Raw genomic sequence first — 17,246 nt, 5'->3', positions numbered from 1 at the left:
AGAAAAATGGAAACGCCGCGATCAACTGAGCGCGGCGTTGGCCTTCATACGAATCACATTGGCGGCGCTGGCTGAGCCGTCCTGCCAAAACGACAACTCGGTGTACTGCTGGAACAAGTCCGGCGGCAGGATGGTGCGCCGCGACTGCAAGCGCACCTTGGGCTGGACCTTGTGCAAGCCGGAAACGCCCAGCGCCTCGTCGAATGCCGGCGCGTCGTAGGCGAGGTTGTCGAAGTCATGCTCAAACCATGGCTCGCCGATAAAATCGTAGACCAGCCGCATGACCCGCTCCGGGGCCTGGCTGAGCAGGTCGTAATCGACGATCAGCAAAGAATCGGCATGCTCTCCGTAATAGGCTTCCTTGAGCGCCGCCCAGGCAAACCCGACCAGACGGTTGCGCTGGGCCAGGGTTTCGCAGCGGCTGTAGACCGTGTTGCGCTCGACGTCATCGCCAAACAGCTTGGTGTTTTCGAAGGGATTGGCGCGGTACAAGCGCTCCAGGCTGTCCATGATCCAGGCAACGTTGCGCACACAGGCGACGACCTTGGCCTGGGGAAACAGGTCGTGCAGCGCAGGCATACGCGCGCACCACTGGCGGTTGGTGTCGAATACCACCGGGATGGAGGCTTTGTCTGCGTAGTAGGAATCAAACAGGCCGCGCAACAGGCGACGACGGGTGTTGGCATCGATGACCGAGCCAAACTCGCTGCCGGCGCTGCACTGCGCCAGCACACCATTGAACAAAGTGCCTAAAGGGCTGCTCATGCCGGCGTGAAAACGCGGGTTCTGCAATAAAATCGCAGAGAGCAGGGTCGAGCCGGAGCGCGGCAAGCCCGAGATAAAGTGATACTGCAATCCGTTCACCACTTTGTAGGACAAAAATCCATTTGTGGGCCGGAGCGTAGTTGAGAAATACAGTGCCGACTAGCGATCATTTGCCACTATTTGGCATGCCCCTGATACCAATTCGTGATTAGCGGCAACCGACGGGCCGCGAAGGCTCTGGCCCGCCACACAGCACGAACAGCCGCGCCCGCGCGCCGCCGCCGTCCTGCTGCAAAAGTTCTTGCCAGCCTGGCGGAATCGGCGCGAATTCATCCGGCAGCTCGTTGCTGCTGATCAGCCAGACACGGCGGGTGTCGGGCGCTAAGGCAGACAGACGGTCAAGGTAGATGCGCCCGCCGTCCTGATCCACCAGGGTGCCGAAGCCATAGGCATTCGGCCGAGTCGGCGTGCCGTCGGGCCTGGGCGGGGTGTAAAGCTGCAGTTGGGCGTCGGTCTGGTCGTAATACACGTAGCTTAGGTACCACATCATGTCGCTGAGAACGATGCGGTCGCCTTCCTGGTAGTTGCGGTTGACGAACTCCACCGGCACGTTGAACTGATCATGCCCATCCACCGTGGCATTGTTTTTCAGCCCCAGCAGCTCCACTCCGACAAACACCACGCACAACGCCGCGCCCAGCCATGCCAGGCGCGTGGGCAGGCGGTCGATGGCCAGGGCCACAAGGATCGGCAAGCCCAGGGCGTATACCGTGAGGTAGCGCTCGATAAACACCGGCGAGATGAACGACACCGCATACACCAGCAGTAGCGGCAACAGGAAGAACAGCGCCAGCAGGCGGGCCGGGTGATGGCGCTCGCGATCCTGCCAGGCGGTGGCTATCACGACGGCGATCAACAACAGCGGGAACAGCCAGAACAGCGGTCGCCAGAAGTCCACGCCTTCATCCTGAAGCGTGAACTGCCAGATCATCGACGGCACGGAGGTCAACGTGACCGGGTCTTCCCAGCCAATGTCACCGCCGACCTTGAGCTGTTCGACGTGTTGCACGAGGTCAAGCAGGTTCGGCAGCCAGGGCAGGTACAACGCCACGACCAGCGCATTGGCGCACCACCACGACGGACGCAGGATCAGGCGCTGGCTGGGCGCCTGGGACGGGCACAGCAGCCCCAGGTAAGCCCAGTGCACCAGCACGCACAGTGCAGTGAAGTAATGGGTATAAAACCCGGCGGCCATCAACAGCGCATAAACGACCAGGTAACGCGTGCGCGCGGGTTGGCGCACCCAGTACACCAGCGCCAGCGTGGCCCCCAGTAACCACACGGCCAGCAGCGAGTACATGCGCACTTCCTGGCTGTAGCGCACGGCGGAGGGGAACAGCGCCAGCAGCACCCCCGCCAGCACCGCAGCGCGACGGGTAGACAGTTGCCGTGTGAGCCAGACGCCCAGGCCCACCGCCAGCACGCCGGGGATCGCACTCATGCCGCGAATCGACCAGATGCCGTCGCCGAACAGTTCGATCCAGCCGCGCAGCATGAAAAAGTACAGCGGCGGGTGCACATCATGGGCGGCGTGAAACCACAGGTCGTCCAGGGCGTATTCGCTGAGCAGCAGGCTTGAGCCCTCATCGCCCCAGATCGCCGCAGTCGTCAGGCCATAAAACCGCACGGCCATGGCCAGCGCCAGGATCGGTACCCACCACAAACGGCTGAGCCAACCGGCGCCTTCCCAGGCGCTCGCAAGGCGATTGACTAAGGAAAATGCCGCCACTTTGTCGTCTTGTTCTACCACAGACCGTCGCACCTCAACTCCCCAGACACAGCCCGTTTACCGAGCAAACTCCGCACATGCGCAAACACGCGCCACTCTAGGACAAAAGCCCCGGTTTCGCTCGCTGTTTCGCAACCGCCAGGCAGCAAGCAACAACGGCGACTACGCTCTGCGATGGCGCCGGACCGATTGGCGTCTTCCCCCCTGTCACGCCATCACAAGGATGAACGATCCATGGAAGTTTTCATCGGCACCATCCAACCCTTTGCGTTTGATTTCGCCCCCAGAGACTGGGCCCTGTGCGCCGGGCAAACCCTTGCCGTCAACCAGTACCAGGCGCTGTACGCCCTGCTCGGTGTCGTTTACGGCGGAAATGGCAGCGTCAGCTTCATGCTGCCTAACCTGCAAGGTCGAATGCCCATTGGTCAAGGCAGCGGCGCGGGGTTGTCGGCGCGCGTCATTGGCGAAATCTCCGGCACGGAATCCGTCACCGCCACCCTGCTCAACCTGCCTGCCCACACCCACGCCGTGACACCACTCACCGCCACCACCTCGGTGCAACTGGCGAACACCTCCAGCAACCCGCTGACAGTACCCAGCGCTACCAACGCGTTTATCGGCGCTTCCGGCGGTGGGCCGGGCAGCGCCGCAATCTATTCAGACCAGCAGGGCGCCACGCCGGTCCCTCTGCAGGGCGTGAGCACCGCCGTGGCCGGAGGCACGATCAGTGTCGCCGGTCAGGGCCAGGCCTTGGCCACCATGAACCCTTACCTTGCGATCAATTTCAGCATTGCCTTGAACGGGCTTTTTCCGTCGCGCGATTAACCCCTGGCCGGGGCTCGCAGGCCCCGGCATCTCTGAAATGGAGCCTCACATGTTGAACCTGGTCACCCCGGAACACTTTCGACCGTTGCTTGATGGCACCGCCGTGCTTTACCTGCCCGACGGTTCGGCGCTGCCGATCCAGGTCCAAAGCCTCAGCGAGACCCCCAAAGCCACCTTGCCAGGTAGCCCGCGCGGGGCCTTCAGGGTGCTGCTCGAAAGCCTTGTACCCACGGATTTCGTCGACGGCTTATGCCGTTTACCGCTGGCGGACGCCTGCCTCGAACAGGTGTTTGTGTCCCGCGAGCCCGCCATGGGCCGCGACAGCGAGCGGGGTTATTTCTGCATCGTGTTCAACTGAGACGGGTACCACACCAACCGCTGCGCGGCGGGCGTCTGTTCTTCCACCCGAAACCCCAGCGCCAGGTAATGCCGGCACGCATGGGGGTTGCTCGCCCACACCACCGTGCACACCGGGCACATCACCTGCGTGGCCGCCTGCTGCACCCCTTGCAAAACCGCGCGGCCAAAACCCTGGCCACGCGCGGTGGGAATGAATGCCAGGTACAACACCCGGATTTCATGGGGCCCAAAGTCGGCACTCAAGGCGCCGATAGGCGTGTCCAGTTTTTCGATGACATAGTGCAGCGCACCGGGGAAATGCTCGTCCAGGCCCTTTTCCTGGACCTGGAATTGCTGGGCGACCACCTCCTCGACCAGCGCCTGCTCGCCATCAATCCACTGCAGATCCGCACGTGCCGAGCGGTAAAGGCGCTGCAAAAACGGCCCGTCGGTACTGCGTGAGGGGCGCATCACCAGGCCCTGCGCCAGGGCACCTTGCTTGTTCGACATTGCGTTCACTCCTAGAACCCGCTTTCCCGTACACCCAACGCCGCCACCCGGCGCCAGGCCACGCCCAGCACCGACTCACTGCGCCCCTGCAGCACCACCACGCCGCGCAACGGCTGACGGGGCGTTGCAATCGCTTGCAGACTTTTCAAGCGTGCGCCGTATTGCGCCTGCACCGGCTCCGGGCGCTGGTTTTCATCGCGGCGCACGGCAATCGGCCCGTGGTGGTCCGAGGTCAGCGCCTCCTGGTCCAGGTAGGCCACACCGTTGGCGTCGATATCGGTCAATTCCACCGGGATGGCCGCGTGCATCGGGTCATCGGCGATAAACCGTCCGGTTGCCCCCGGCGCGACCCGCCACAGCTCGGCCTCGGCGATGTAACCGCGCAGGCGGGCGCCTTCTTCCACCACCCGCGCCAGCGAATCCTTGGGCGACAGCCAGCGCCCCACGCTCAATTGCGGCAGCACATCGCGCACCGTGCCGGCGTGAGGCGCGCGCAGCAGCAGGCGTTCGCGCTGGGCGGCCAGGCCACGGTATTCGGCGAGGGCCTGGGACAGGCGCTGATCATTGATGCCCGCGTCCACTGCCGTTTCACTGCGCCCGGCCTGGCGGCGCATCTGCAACTGCAAAATCTCCACTTCGCGACGCACGATACCTTGCCGGGCGTCGAGGTCCGGTGATTCCAGCTCGATCAGCACCTGGCCCTGGGTCACCTCTTGCCCGTCCCCCACCCGCAAGTGCTTGACCCGCGCCGCCACCGGCGCATGCAGCGCACTGGCGCGCCCGGCTTCGAGCATGGTCGGCAGCTCCACCGCGCTACGCCAGGGCACCACCAGCGCGAGCACCAACAGCACCAGGCCCAGGCTGCTGAGCATGACCCGCGGCGCATGCGCCTGGCTGCGTCGGCTCCACCATTGGCGCCACTCCTTGAAGATCGGCAGGCCGATAAACCACACCAGTTCCACGCCCATCAGGACGATCCCCAGCAGCTTGAAAAACAGGTGATACACCGCCAGGGCGATCCCTAAAAACAGCGCCGCGCGCCACAGCCACGCCAGGTAGCCCCACCACAATAGCCCGCGTTGCATATTCGGCGACCACGGCTCCGGTGCCGGTTCGCCATAACCGAACAGCAGCTCGCGCAAGCGCCAGCGACACAGCGCAAAGGCGCGACCTTGCAGGTTATCCACCTCCCACCAATCGCTGATCAGAAAGTAACCATCGAAGCGCATGAACGGGTTGAGGTTGATCGCCAGGGTGGTCAGCCAGGTGGCGCTTGCCAGCATGAACGCTGCCGTGCGCGCCGGGCCGTCCGGCAGCAGCGACCAGGCCAGCAGGGCGATGCACGCCAGCAACAACTCGGCCATGACCCCACCCGCCCCGATCATCAAGCGCGCGCGACGATCATTGACCCGCCAGGCGTCGCTTACGTCGGTGTAGAACATCGGCAGCAACACCATGAATGCCACGCCCATGCTCTGCACCCTGCACCCGGCGCGCTTGGCCATAAAGGCATGGCCGAATTCATGGCACAGCTTGGCAAAGAACAGCGCCACGCCAAACGCCAGGGCGCCGCCCAGGCTGAACAGATGCGGAAACGTCGCCACAAAGCGCTGCCAGTCGCGCGCGACCAGAAACACCCCAAGCGCCAAAATGATCGGCAAGCCGTAGCGCAGCAACCCAGGGCCAAAGCGCGCCAGCAGCGGCCATGCACGGTTGAGAAACGCATCCGGGCGCCACAGCGGAATCCGGAAAAACAGGTATTGATGCAGCAGCACCTGCCACAGGCTTTGTTTGTGCGCGGCAGATTTGTAGAGGTAACTGGCGCGCTGCTGCGGGTCGAGGGCGGCGATCAGGTCGTGGGCGCGCAGAAAACCCAGCAGTTCATCCACTTCACTGCCGCCCAACGCCAGGCCCGGCTCGCGGTTGGCGGCCTGCAGGACTTTTTTCGGGTCACCCAGGGACCAGTGGCGCAGCAAGCGAATGGCGGTGGCGCCCAGTTTGAAATAGCGCCCGCGCACCGGGTCGGCCAGGGTCCAGCGCGGCGAACCGTCCAGGGCCGCACCGGCGCTGGACAGTTGCAGGTCTTCACGCAGTTTGGGCAAGTCCATCAGAGGCCCACGCTCTGGCGCAGGCCTGCCAGCGGCCGCCGCAACAGGTACAGCGCCAGCGGCGCGCGCTCGCCAAACAGCTTGGCCGTGCCGCGCAGGCCGATACGCGGCGGTGCTTCGTCAAATTGCGCATCCAGGCGATAGGCCAGTTGGCCACCCGGTGTGGGCTGCGCTTCATAGGCTGCCCGTTGCAAGGTCGCCAGGTGGCGATGCAAAGGGTCGCTGTCGAGGAACAGCGCTACCTGGGCGTTCGGCTCCAGGGCGATCGCATCGCCTACCGCCAGCTCAATGCGCAACTCGGCCTGGTCGGGGTCGGCAATCTGCAACAGGCGCTCACCGGTTTGCACGGGCTTGCCGGTCCAGCGCTCGGCGTCCGCGAAGACAGCGATACCGTCGCGCTCGGCGCGCACTTCGCTGCGCTTGAGCAGTTCGCGGGCGTAATCGCGTTCGGCGCGTTTTTGCTCGACCCGGGCCGCCAGCAGGTCGATACGCGAATTCGATTCGGCATCGGCAAAAGCTCGCTGCGCGCTGGCCTTCAACTCGGCCTCGGCCACGCCCAGGGCACGCGCCGACACGTCGGCCTGGGCCGTGAGGGTGGTGCTTTCGAAACGCAGCAACAGGTCACCGGTTTTTACCGCCTGGTTGGGCTTGACCAAAAACTGTGCAATCACCCCATCCAGCGGCGCCGCCACCACCTGCCCGGCCAGCGGCACCACTTCGGCGGGCGCCAGCACGGATTGGCGCACCGGAATCAGCAGCAACAGCAGCAAGGCGACCACCACCATCAGCCGGCGCTTGCGGGTCAGGCGCAACCGCCACGGCCGCTGCGGCTGCAGCGCATGCCAGGCATGGCTGCAGGTGTCGCCCAATTGTGCCAGCAACACTTGCTCGGCCGGATTCCACGGGGTATCTCGCGCCAGCCACAAACCACCGAACACTCGGCCCTGGGGGTCGATCAGCGGCAACCAGAACACCTGGCCGGCAGACAGGCTTTGCCAGTCCGCCCGCACCGCCTCGCTCAACTGCTCCGCCGGCACGACGCGTGCGGTCTGGGCCAGCGCCTGCTTGTGCAACTGCGCCACCGCCTGCTCGACAAAGGCCACGAATGGCGCATTCGGGTCGACGTTACTCACGGCTGTCACCGCCTGCACCTTGCCGGCGATCAACAGTGCGGCATGCCGATAGCCGAACAGCGGCTGGCTGTCATTGACCAGGCTGTAGGCCAGTTGCTCGGTGGTGCGCGCGGCGCGGGTCTGGCGTTCCAGGTCCAGAAACTGCGCAAACACCCGCTCGCTGCTGCCCGGCATCGGGGCGTTCATTGCAATTGCGCAAAGTGTGCGGTGCCGCTCATGCCTGCCATCAACCCGGCGGCGTTGGGTAAAGTGGCGACCAGCAGCAGCGTCTGGCTGCCCTCGTCAATGCGCGCGCCGAGTCGTTTGACCGTGGCGCTGAACGCCTGGCCGGTTTCATCGGGGGTAAAAGTGAAGGTCTGGCCGGGCTTGAGCTTGTCCATCCAGCGTGACGGCACCAGCAGGTGGATTTCCAGGCTGCGGTTGTCGACGATTTCCAGCATCGGCGCCCCGGCCGACACGCTTTCATAGCGTTGCACCTTGCGTTGCACCACCTGGCCGTCATACGGCGCCAGCACGCTGCAACGCTTGACCTGCACCTGATAGACCTGGGACTGGGCCTGGGTTTCGCTGAGTTTGGCTTCGGCGCGGGCCACTTCAAAGCGCCCGACTGAATTGAGCGCCGCCAGCTGTTTGTTGTGGGCCAGCTCTTCACCGGCGCCACGGCTGGCAGCCTGGGCGGCATTCAATTGCGCCTGGTAGGCCGAGCAATCGAAACGCGCCAGGGTGTCGCCCTTCTTGAACGACTCGCCCTCACTGAACGGCAGTTCGACGATGCGCCCGGACAACTCGCTGGCCAGCATCGCCTGGTCGCGAGCCCGTAACACGCCGCGCGCCTCATCAGTGCCGGCCGCAGCCGCCGGCGGGTGATCCAGCAAGGGGTCGTCCGCCATGGCGACAGGCGCCACGCCGATCACGCAGGCAACACTCAACAGCCATAGCCGCAATAGCTTCATACGATCCTCCCTGATGAAGAACGCAGTCTATGTCAGCAAGGTTAAAACGCCACTACCCTCAATCGGACAAATCCGTGATTTGTGTGAGCGTTCACCGAAGCTGGAGTCGGATCACGCTATGATTGCCGTCCTCCAAGGACCCAGGATCAAGGACACGTCATGCGCATCGGTTTTCTGTCACCTCTGGCACTGGCCCTGCTGGCCGGTATTCCCCTGGCGGCCCAGGCCAGTTCCGACGACTCGTGCTACCCCGACTGGCGGGTGTCGCGTGACAGTCTCGAACCCTGCAGCAACCAACCCTTTCTCAGCCCAGGCAACGATAGCCGGGTAAACCTGCGCCTGTTGCTGGCCGACAAAAAGGCCGCACCGCTGGCGCCGAATGCCCTGGGCGAAGACGACCTGGCCCAGGGTTTCGGCCCGGTGCCGTTTCCGGTGTATCGCCTGGTGCCGGTTCCGGCCGCAGAGGACGAACCTGATAACCAAGCGGACGATTCGCGCACCGCCGAGCTCGACACCCTGCTCGCGCCGCTGGGCATCAAGCGTGAGGAGTACAAGACCGCAGGCGAAGCGTTCCTCGATGGCGAAGGCAGCCGCTGCCGCAGCAACGCTGATGACAGCGCCACCGCGTTTATCAGCCAGGTGATCAAGGCCGATATGCCGCCCGCCGAGCGCGACCTGCTGGTGAAAGCACGTCTGCAGCTGCTGACCACCTGTGACTGGGACGGCCAGGTGGTGGATGCGCAGCTGACCCCTTCGGCCAGCGCCCAACTGTTTCGCACTTATCTGCAGGCCGCCGCTGACTTCTACAGCGGCCGCTTCGGTAACGCCGAGCGCGGTTTCGCCGCCGCCGCGGCCAGCGATGTGCCCTGGCTGAAGGAAACCGCGCTGTACATGACCGCGCGCACCTCGCTGAACCAAGCCCAGGCCGAAGCCTTCGACGAATACGGTGTGCCCCAGCGCGAGCATGTGGACAAGGCCGCGTTGAGCGACGCTGAAGAAGGCTTTCTCGGCTACCTGAAAACCTACCCGCAGGGCGCTTACGTCGCGTCCGCCCGTGGCCTGCTGCGCCGGGTGCACTGGCTGGCGAGTGACGAGACCAAGCTCGCCGCAGACTTCACCTGGCAATTCACCGAAGCCAGCGACGCCCAGCGCAATGTGAGCGTGGACGCGTTGGTGGAAGAAGCCGACCTCAAATTGCTGATGGCCAGCAACCAGGCGGCCAACAGCCCGATGCTGCAACTGGTCAGCGACCTGATGGCCATGCGTGCCCATACCCCGCCCCTGTTGAGTCGCGAAGCCCTCGACAAGCAAAAGAGCACCTTCGCCAACGAGCCGGCCTTGTTCGACTACCTGCAAGCGGCGTATGCCCTGTATGTCGAGCATCAACCCGACACGGCCCTGAAGCACCTGCCGACGGACCTGCCGTCAAACCTGGATTACTTCGCCTTCAGCCAGCAGACCCTGCGCGCCCTGGCCCTGGAAGCCAAGCAAGACTGGAAAGGCGCCGAAGCGCTGTGGCTGCAACTGCTGCCGCTGGCCAAGCAACCGCTGCAACGCGATCAATTGGAGCTGGCGCTGGCGATGAACTACGAGCGCAGCGGCCAACTGGCCAAGGTGTTCGCCGCCGACTCGCCGATCAGTGCCAGGCAGGTGCGCTATATCCTGCTGCGCAACGTGGCCGGTCCCGACCTGTTGCGCCAGCAGATCGCCAAGGCCAACGACCCCACTGAACGCCAGACCGCCCAATTCGTGCTGCTCTACAAAGACCTGCTGCACCGCCAGTTCGCGACCTTCGCCGACGACCTCAAGCAGGCCTCGCTGTCTGACGACAAACTCGGCACCAGCCTGGGTTACACCTACAGCGGCGGGCAAAGCCTGAAGCTGTTCCAGTGGAACGGTGACAAGGCCGAATCCGGCTATGCCTGCCCGAGCGTCGCGCAAACCGCCGCGACCTTGCAAAGCGACGCAAAAAACCCGCAAGCCCTCAACTGCCTGGGGGAATTCATCCTGCGCAATGGCCTGGACGGCATGCCGCTGGAGCAAGCTCGCGCCACCGGCAGCCTTGGCAGCACCGCCTCGGAGTTCAAAGGTGAGACCTTCTCGCGCCTGGACGGCTACCAGCAGGTGATCGCCAATGCCAAGGCGCCCAAAACCGACCGGGCCTACGCACTGTTTCGCGCGATCAATTGCTACGCGCCGGCCGGCTACAACAGCTGCGGCGGCGAAGACGTGGCGCCGGCCGTGCGCAAAGGCTGGTTCCGCCAGCTCAAGAGCGGTTTCGCCGACACTCAGTGGGGCAAATCGCTGCAGTACTACTGGTGAAAACCCTGTGGCTGGGCCTACTATTGCTGGCAAGCCCAGCCTTTGGCGCTGTTGACGCCCGTGACTACGACGCCTTCTGGCTGTGGAGCGGCGTGGCGCCCCAGCCGGTGCTCAAGCAGGCTAAGACCCTGTACATCCTGCAGGGCCAGATCAACTCCACCCGCCGCGCGCCGCAACGCGGTGTGCAACTGATTGCCCAGGGCATGAACGTGCCGCGCATTACCCAGGGCGACATCTGGGTGGTCTACCGCGCCCATACTCTGCGATGGCCGGAACAGGTCTACACCCAACTGCTTGGCCAGGTGCAACGCTGGCGCGAGGCGGGCAACCCGGTGGTCGGCATCCAGATCGACTTCGACGCCCGCACTCAATACCTGCACGAATACGCGGCCTTCCTACGCGACCTGCGCCAACGTCTGCCAACCGACCTGCGCTTGAGCATCACCGGCCTGTTGGACTGGAGCAGCAACGCCGACCCCGCCGCCATCGCCCAGCTCAAGGGCGTGGTGGATGAAGTGGTGGTACAGACCTATCAAGGGCGGCACAGCATCCCCGACTACGCCGCGTATTTGCCCCGCATGAACCGGCTGGGCGTGCCGTTCAAGGTCGGCCTGATTCAGGGCGGGGACTGGCAAGCGCCGGAGTATTTACAGGGGAGTGAGTGGTTTCGGGGGTATGTGGTGTTTTTGCAGAACCGGTAAGTCCTCCGACAGGGAAAAATCCGCATCGAGCTGGAGTTTATGCACACTGGCTTAAACAGAGTGGATGATATAAGTTACTCTTACCGCATTAAAGGGTGATATATCATGCAAGCGTCGGGCAAGCCGAACCCTCACAAAGGGTACATCTCAGAGCGAAGCGATGAGCTGATGAAAGGTATCGGAAACGGTATCGAAATAGCCCGTGTTCGTCGTCGGCTGAAAATTTCCACCATATGCAGCCGCGCGGGTATCACCCGGCAAACGTATCAACGACTGAGACAGGGAGAAGCCGGCGTATCCCTCGGTGTACTGATGAATGTGCTCAGCGCGATGGACCTGGAGGAAGGGATGGCGAGCATCGCATCGCCAGACCTTGACCAGGTTGGGATAACCCTGAGCCTCGCCCGTGAGCCTGACCGAATTCGCACAGAAGGAGACCCTCATGTCCTGGAAGCCGATTGGTAATGCATTTGTTTTTTCGGCTCACTCAGTCGGTGATCCGGTCCCCGTCGGTGAAGTGGCGATGCACGGGGGCGGGTTCGTTTTTCGCTACGCGAACAGCTGGCTCGCAAGACCCAACGCATTCGCGATTGACCCGCTGAATTTGCCACTGACCTCTAACCAATATTCCTCCACGCGCATGTTTGGGGTGCTTGACGACGCCACTCCGGACAATTGGGGCCGGCGTGTTCTGCTGGCCACTCACAAGCAGCATCCACAAAACGACATAGAATGGCTGCTTGCCTCGCGGGGTGCCGGGGTTGGATGCCTGCTTTTCAGTGCTTCACGACATCTGTTACCTACCCTGCACCAGCCGCCACAATTTGAAGATCTCGAAAAAATCATGGTGGGCCTCGATCAAGTCGAGAAAGGCGATGTAGACCTCCCTGCGGAAATCGCACGGCTATTCGAGTTCGGAAGCTCTATGGGCGGCGCCAGACCCAAGGTCACCGTGACTCATGAAGGTAAGGAATGGATTGCCAAGTTCGGCCGTAGCGACGATGTTTTCGATCAGCCCCGTGCTGAATTTGCCAGCCTGCAAATGGCGAACGCGGCGGGTCTACCGGCAGCGGGGCACAAGTTGGTCGAGGTAGCCGGCAGGCCGGTATTGATGGTCGAGCGCTTTGACCGGCATGAAGGAACGGGCCGCGAGCACTATGTCAGCTGCAACTCTTTGGTAAGCGCCGAGAAGCCGAGAATGCGCGTTGGCGCGGTTGATAGTGACGTTTCCTATTCCAGAATCGCCGACGTTTTGAAGAAGGTCAGCGACGATGCAACGCTCGACATGCGTGAACTTTATCGACGCATGGCATTCAATGTGCTCATCGGAAATAGCGACGACCACCTGAAACAAACCGGACTGCTGTTGACCAGCTCGTCGGGCTACTCCCTTGCGCCAGTATTTGACGTGCTGCCCCATCCGACGCAACTAGGCTTGCAGGCGCTGATCATCGGGAATGAAGGAAGGGTATCGTCTATCAGCAATTTGCTGAGTACGCCCGAGCGCTTTGGCTTGGGAATGGATGAAGCAAGATCCATCGTCACTGACGTCTATGCCGTCGTGCGAGAAGCCTCCGGCTTTTTTGAGGCCACAGGCTGCAGCAGTGCCGATACCAGCATGCTTTCCAAGGTATGCACCCGGTTTGAAACGCAGCTGATGGCATGACCCGGGTGCGCAGCCGAAGACGACCTCACGTCCGTCCTATTGCGCATCTGAACGCGCCAGTGGATACACCGACTCCCAGCCGCCACCCAACGCTTTATACAAGCCCACCATCGCCAACGACACACTCGTAGAGCTTTCCACCCACTGTTCCTGGGTCGCCAGCAGCGCGCTTTGCACGGTGAGCACGTTGACGAAATCCGCCACGCCTTCGACGTACTGGTGTTGTGCGGTGGTCAAGGCGATCTGGTTCTGGCGCACGGCTTCGGCGAGGCTGTCGCGGCGCAGTTGGCTGGCGTTGTAGCGGGTCAACTGGTCGTCGATTTCATGCCAGGCGCGCAGCACGGTTTGCTGGTAGGCCAGCGCCGCTTCCTGTTGCTGGGCTTCGCGCAGATTCACCATGCCTTGCAAGCGCCCGCCGTTGAACAGCGGCAGGCTGAACTGCGGGCCGAAGGCAAAGGCGCGCGAGCCCCAGGAGCCGAGATCCGAGAGCTGCATGGCCTGGGAGCCGAGGCTGCCGGACAGGGTGATGCGCGGGTAGAAATCGCCCTTGGCCACGCCGATGCTGGCGGTGGCGGCGTGCAGGCGGGCTTCGGCCTGGCGGATGTCCGGGCGGCGCTCGGCCAGTTCCGACGGCAGGCCGATGGCGACCTGGCGCTGAGTCTGCGGCACGGCGGCGTCCTTGGACAGTTGCGCGTGCAGGGCTTGCGGAGGCTCGCCCATCAGCAGGCTCAGGGCGTTGATCAACTGGTCCTGGCGCTGCTGCAAATCCGGCAGGCGCGCTTCGATGGCGGCGACTTGGGCGGCGGCTTCGGCCACGTCCAGGTCGGTCGCCACGCCATCGGCCAGGCGCAGTTGCGAAAGCTTGAGACTGTGGCGGGCGACGTCGAGGTTCTGCTCGGTGACGGCGCGGGTGTTTTGTACGCCGCGCAGTTGGATGTAGTCCTGGGCGGTCTCGGCCAGCACCGACAGCAACACGGCGCGGCGGTCGTTTTCCGCGATTTCCAGGGTGGCGTCGGCGGCTTCGGTCTCGCGCTTGACCCGGCCCCAGAAGTCCACTTCCCAAGCGGCGGAAAAGCCCATGTCCCACTGGTTGAACGCCGAGCGGCCGTTCTCGCCGGAGGGGTCGTTCAAGCCTCTGCCACTGTTGCGCTTACGCTGGTAAGCGCCGCCCGCGTCGACGTTGGGGTAACGTTCGGCGGTGGTTACCTGGCGCACGGCGCGACTTTGTTGCAGGCGGCTGCTGGCCAGTTTCAGGTCGAGGTTATCCCTGAGGGCGCGGCGTGTGAGGGCCGACAGTTGCTCGTCGTGGAATACGTCCCACCAGCGCTCTTGCAACGGGTCACTGGTGGCGCGACTGGCCGCCTGACGCCCCTGGGGCTCAGTCCATTGGGCCACAGACGAACCCTGCGGCCGCTGGAAATCCGGGCCGACGGTGCAAGCGCTCAAACTGATCAGGCTCAGGGTGAGCCAGGCGAGATGTCTCATTGCTGGGCCACCTCATGTTGTTGTGCGGCGGCGTGGGTGTCGACACTGGCTTCCACCGACATCCCTACGCGCAAGCGTTCGGTCAGCGGTTGGTTTGGCTCAAGCACAATCTTCACCGGAATACGCTGCACCACCTTGGTGAAGTTACCGGTGGCGTTGTCCGGCTTGACCGAGGCAAAGGTCACCCCCGTGGCAGGCGCCAGGCTTTCCAGATGGCCGTTGAGCAACTCGCCATCGAGACTGTCGACCCGCACCTGCACGGCTTGGCCGGCCTGCATGTGCGACAGCTGGGTCTCCTGGAAATTGGCCACGACATAGGCTTGGGCCAGCGGCACCACGGCGAGGATCTTGCTGCCCGGCGTGACATAGGCGCCGACCCGTACCGCACGCTCACCGACCATGCCGTCCACCGGCGCGACGATGCGGGTGTAGGACAGCTGATAACTGGCCATTTCCAGCGCGGCCTGTGCACGCTTGAGACCGCCTTCGGCAGCGTCACGCTGGGCGGTGAGAATTTCCACTTGCTTGCGTTCGGCTGCCAGCACCGCCGTGGATTTGGCCAGGCGCGCGGTGGCCTGGTCGATGCGGGTCTTGGCTTGCTGGGCGTTCTGCACGGTGCCCGCGCCGACGCCGGCGAGGTGGTTGTAGCGGTTCAGTTCGTGTTCGGCAAACGCCACTTCGGCGCGATCCGCGGCCACGGTGGCTTGGGCCTGGGCGATCACCGAGCTTTGGCGTTCAAGGGTCGCGGTGGCGTTTTTCAGTTGGGCCTGGGCGACCAGGGTGTCGGCGTCGGCAGCCTGGGCGGCGGCGCGAAAGTCACGGTCGTCGATCAGCGCCAACAGCTGGCCGGCCTTGACGCGCTGGTTGTCTTCCACCAGCACGTCCTTGATGAACCCGGCAACGCGGGGTGCAACCAGGGTGAAATCGGCGGCGACGAAGGCGTCGTTGGTGGTCTGGCGCTGGCTGCCCAGGATGCCCGGCGCAACCAGGTACACCAGCACGCCCACGGCAAATACGGCGATGACGGAGACGGCAATTTTGTCTTTGCGTTTCATGAGAAATCCTTGGGGTCAGGTCGGTGCACGAGGCGGGAAAATCCGCGTGGGCATCCAGAAAATCAGCAGGATCAACGCCATCGCGACACCGGCCATGACGACATACAGATCCGAAGAGGTGAGCACCACGGTCTGCTCGTGCAGGCGGTGCGCCAGGCCCGGCGCGTCGCCGTCGGCCAGGGGAGAGTTGCCCAGGCGGTCCACCAGCATGGTCGAGTGGAAATGCCCGCGCTGGGTGGTCAGCGTATCCAGCACCGCCGTGGCGATCACGGCGGACAGACCTTTGACGGTGTTGAACCACGCCGAGGCGAACGGCCCTTCGATGGGTTGAATGCTGCCGGTGGACAGCATCAGCAACGGCAGAACCGCCATCGGCTGAGCGAAAATCTGCAGCAGGTACCAGCCATAAAAATCATCGCGAATCCACGCCGAGGTCAGGTGCGAACTGCCGATGCAGCACAACGCCAACATGCCCAGCCCCATGCCCAGCACCCAACGGCAATCGACCCAGCGCAGATTGCACAGCGCCGCCACCAGTGGCAGCGCGATCAACTGCGGCAGCGCCATCAGCAGCATCACCGGCGCGGTTTGCAGTGGCCGGTAGCCCTGGACCTGAGCGAGAAAACTCGACGGGATGATGATCACCGAGGTCAGTACCATCAACACCCCGGCCAGTACGATCAAGGCGAACGACAGGTTGCGCAGGCCGAGCATCTGCAGCTTGAAGAATGGCAGCGGCTGCGACCATTCGTTTAGCATGAACAGCACCAGCAGCAGCGCGCCGCCACTGAGCAAAAAGGTGATCAGGCCCGACTCGAACCAGTCCAGGCGATTGCCTTGCAACAGGCCGATCACCAGCATGCAGATCGCCGGGAAGCCCAACAGCAGACCACGCCAGTTGAACTGTTTGAAGCGTTCCAGGCGCAGCGGATCCTGCGGCAAGCCGTAGGCCACGGCGGCCATCGCCAACAGGCACGGCCCGACGATCTGCCAGAACGCCCATTGCCAGCCGACGTATTCGGTCCACAGCGCCGCCAATGGCGTGCCCAGGCCCGGGCCGAAAGTGGCGGTCAGTGCATAGCCGGCCAACCCGTACAATTTGACGTTGGCCGGCAGAAAGCGCAGCGCCACGGTCATCAACATCGGCGGCAACGCGCCACCGGCCAGGCCTTGCACGGTGCGCAGCAGCAACAGGCTTTCGTAGTTCGGTGCAAACGGGCACAGGATGCCGAGCAGCGTGAACACGCCGATGGCGCCCAGGGTGAAACGGCGCAGGGAGAGCGTCACCGCGCACCATGGCGCGAATGCCATGGCTGCGACGGAAGTAGCGGTGTACGCCGCGACCAGCCAGGTGCCTTCGTCAAAGCCGATGTACAGCGCACCCCGGATATCGGCGAGGGCGACCTTGGTCACCATCTCATTGAGGCCAGACACCAGCACCGCCAGCAACACGCCGACCAGGCCGATGATGATGCGCGGGCCGAAAACCGGAGGGCTGGGCGCAGTGGGTTTGGCTGCGGCCTCGAAGGCGGGGGCAGCGAGGGAAGTCATGGACAGGTAACTCGGAATTGGAATACCCGAGCAGTTTAATCAGG

The 17,246-nt window shown here is 63.6% G+C and carries 15 protein-coding genes; 6 read left to right on the top strand and 9 right to left on the bottom strand.

Annotated elements, in window-relative coordinates:
- Positions 1 to 21: 21 nt before the first annotated feature.
- Together C4J87_RS00755 and C4J87_RS00750 are read right to left on the bottom strand one after the other, a co-directional pair.
- Complete coding sequence (locus C4J87_RS00755; protein ID WP_124368923.1) at positions 22 to 864, bottom strand: sulfotransferase; 843 nt, start codon at positions 862 to 864, stop codon at positions 22 to 24.
- A 109-nt stretch (positions 865 to 973) separates the two neighbouring features.
- Positions 974 to 2,587, bottom strand: coding sequence for a glycosyltransferase family 39 protein (locus C4J87_RS00750; protein ID WP_124365338.1), 1,614 nt, complete (start codon positions 2,585 to 2,587; stop codon positions 974 to 976).
- Positions 2,588 to 2,788: 201 nt separating this feature from the next.
- Between C4J87_RS00750 and C4J87_RS00745 the strand changes: the two genes are divergently transcribed.
- Both C4J87_RS00745 and C4J87_RS00740 read left to right on the top strand, forming a co-directional pair.
- Positions 2,789 to 3,379, top strand: coding sequence for a phage tail protein (locus C4J87_RS00745; protein WP_124365337.1), 591 nt, complete (start codon positions 2,789 to 2,791; stop codon positions 3,377 to 3,379).
- 49 nt (positions 3,380 to 3,428) lie between these two features.
- Positions 3,429 to 3,737 carry a hypothetical protein gene (locus tag C4J87_RS00740; RefSeq protein ID WP_124365336.1) on the top strand — a complete coding sequence of 103 codons (309 nt, stop codon included), beginning with the start codon at positions 3,429 to 3,431 and terminating at the stop codon, positions 3,735 to 3,737.
- On the opposite strand, the gene C4J87_RS00735 is transcribed toward C4J87_RS00740, so the two are convergent.
- Genes C4J87_RS00735 through C4J87_RS00720 form a run of 4 tightly spaced genes read right to left on the bottom strand, consistent with a single transcriptional unit; the run spans position 3,713 to position 8,422 of the window.
- On the bottom strand, positions 3,713 to 4,228 hold the full coding sequence (locus C4J87_RS00735) for a GNAT family N-acetyltransferase (protein WP_124365335.1): 516 nt from the start codon (positions 4,226 to 4,228) through the stop codon (positions 3,713 to 3,715). The two genes, C4J87_RS00740 and C4J87_RS00735, sit on opposite strands and share 25 nt — an antisense overlap.
- 11 nt (positions 4,229 to 4,239) lie before the next feature.
- Positions 4,240 to 6,336 (bottom strand): biotin/lipoyl-binding protein, encoded by a 2,097-nt coding sequence (locus C4J87_RS00730; RefSeq protein WP_124365334.1) that lies wholly within the window; start codon positions 6,334 to 6,336, stop codon positions 4,240 to 4,242.
- Entirely contained in the window at positions 6,336 to 7,655 is a 1,320-nt protein-coding gene (locus C4J87_RS00725) for an efflux RND transporter periplasmic adaptor subunit (RefSeq protein WP_124360695.1), read from the bottom strand. The genes C4J87_RS00730 and C4J87_RS00725 overlap by 1 nt, the downstream gene beginning before the upstream one ends.
- The gene (locus C4J87_RS00720; protein WP_124365333.1) at positions 7,652 to 8,422 is read right to left on the bottom strand and encodes an efflux RND transporter periplasmic adaptor subunit; all 771 of its coding nucleotides are present in this window, start codon (positions 8,420 to 8,422) and stop codon (positions 7,652 to 7,654) included. Before C4J87_RS00720 ends, C4J87_RS00725 begins: the two co-directional genes overlap by 4 nt.
- A 159-nt stretch (positions 8,423 to 8,581) precedes the next feature.
- Here C4J87_RS00720 and C4J87_RS00715 point away from each other — a divergent pair, with 159 nt between their 5' ends.
- The 4 genes from C4J87_RS00715 (at position 8,582) to C4J87_RS00700 (ending at position 13,111) form a co-directional block, all read left to right on the top strand.
- A complete protein-coding gene (locus tag C4J87_RS00715) occupies positions 8,582 to 10,744 on the top strand; it encodes an outer membrane assembly lipoprotein YfiO (protein WP_124365332.1) in 2,163 nt (720 codons plus the stop codon).
- On the top strand, positions 10,741 to 11,445 hold the full coding sequence (locus C4J87_RS00710) for a DUF3142 domain-containing protein (RefSeq protein ID WP_124365331.1): 705 nt from the start codon (positions 10,741 to 10,743) through the stop codon (positions 11,443 to 11,445). The genes C4J87_RS00715 and C4J87_RS00710 overlap by 4 nt, the downstream gene beginning before the upstream one ends.
- A 105-nt stretch (positions 11,446 to 11,550) precedes the next feature.
- On the top strand, positions 11,551 to 11,910 hold the full coding sequence (locus C4J87_RS00705; protein WP_124365330.1) for a helix-turn-helix transcriptional regulator: 360 nt from the start codon (positions 11,551 to 11,553) through the stop codon (positions 11,908 to 11,910).
- On the top strand, positions 11,888 to 13,111 hold the full coding sequence (locus tag C4J87_RS00700; protein WP_124365329.1) for a type II toxin-antitoxin system HipA family toxin: 1,224 nt from the start codon (positions 11,888 to 11,890) through the stop codon (positions 13,109 to 13,111). The genes C4J87_RS00705 and C4J87_RS00700 overlap by 23 nt, the downstream gene beginning before the upstream one ends.
- A 36-nt stretch (positions 13,112 to 13,147) precedes the next feature.
- On the opposite strand, the gene C4J87_RS00695 is transcribed toward C4J87_RS00700, so the two are convergent.
- Genes C4J87_RS00695 through C4J87_RS00685 form a run of 3 tightly spaced genes read right to left on the bottom strand, consistent with a single transcriptional unit; the run spans position 13,148 to position 17,202 of the window.
- Positions 13,148 to 14,596 carry an efflux transporter outer membrane subunit gene (locus C4J87_RS00695; RefSeq protein WP_124365328.1) on the bottom strand — a complete coding sequence of 483 codons (1,449 nt, stop codon included), beginning with the start codon at positions 14,594 to 14,596 and terminating at the stop codon, positions 13,148 to 13,150.
- The gene (locus C4J87_RS00690; RefSeq protein WP_124365327.1) at positions 14,593 to 15,651 is read right to left on the bottom strand and encodes an HlyD family secretion protein; all 1,059 of its coding nucleotides are present in this window, start codon (positions 15,649 to 15,651) and stop codon (positions 14,593 to 14,595) included. Before C4J87_RS00690 ends, C4J87_RS00695 begins: the two co-directional genes overlap by 4 nt.
- Positions 15,652 to 15,666: 15 nt before the next feature.
- Positions 15,667 to 17,202 carry an MFS transporter gene (locus tag C4J87_RS00685; protein ID WP_124365326.1) on the bottom strand — a complete coding sequence of 512 codons (1,536 nt, stop codon included), beginning with the start codon at positions 17,200 to 17,202 and terminating at the stop codon, positions 15,667 to 15,669.
- Positions 17,203 to 17,246 lie beyond the last annotated feature (44 nt).

The organism is Pseudomonas sp. R1-43-08, assembly GCF_003852255.1.
GTDB lineage: Bacteria > Pseudomonadota > Gammaproteobacteria > Pseudomonadales > Pseudomonadaceae > Aquipseudomonas.
Note: the sequence above shows the minus strand (reverse complement) of the source record. Positions and strands in the feature narration are given on the sequence as shown.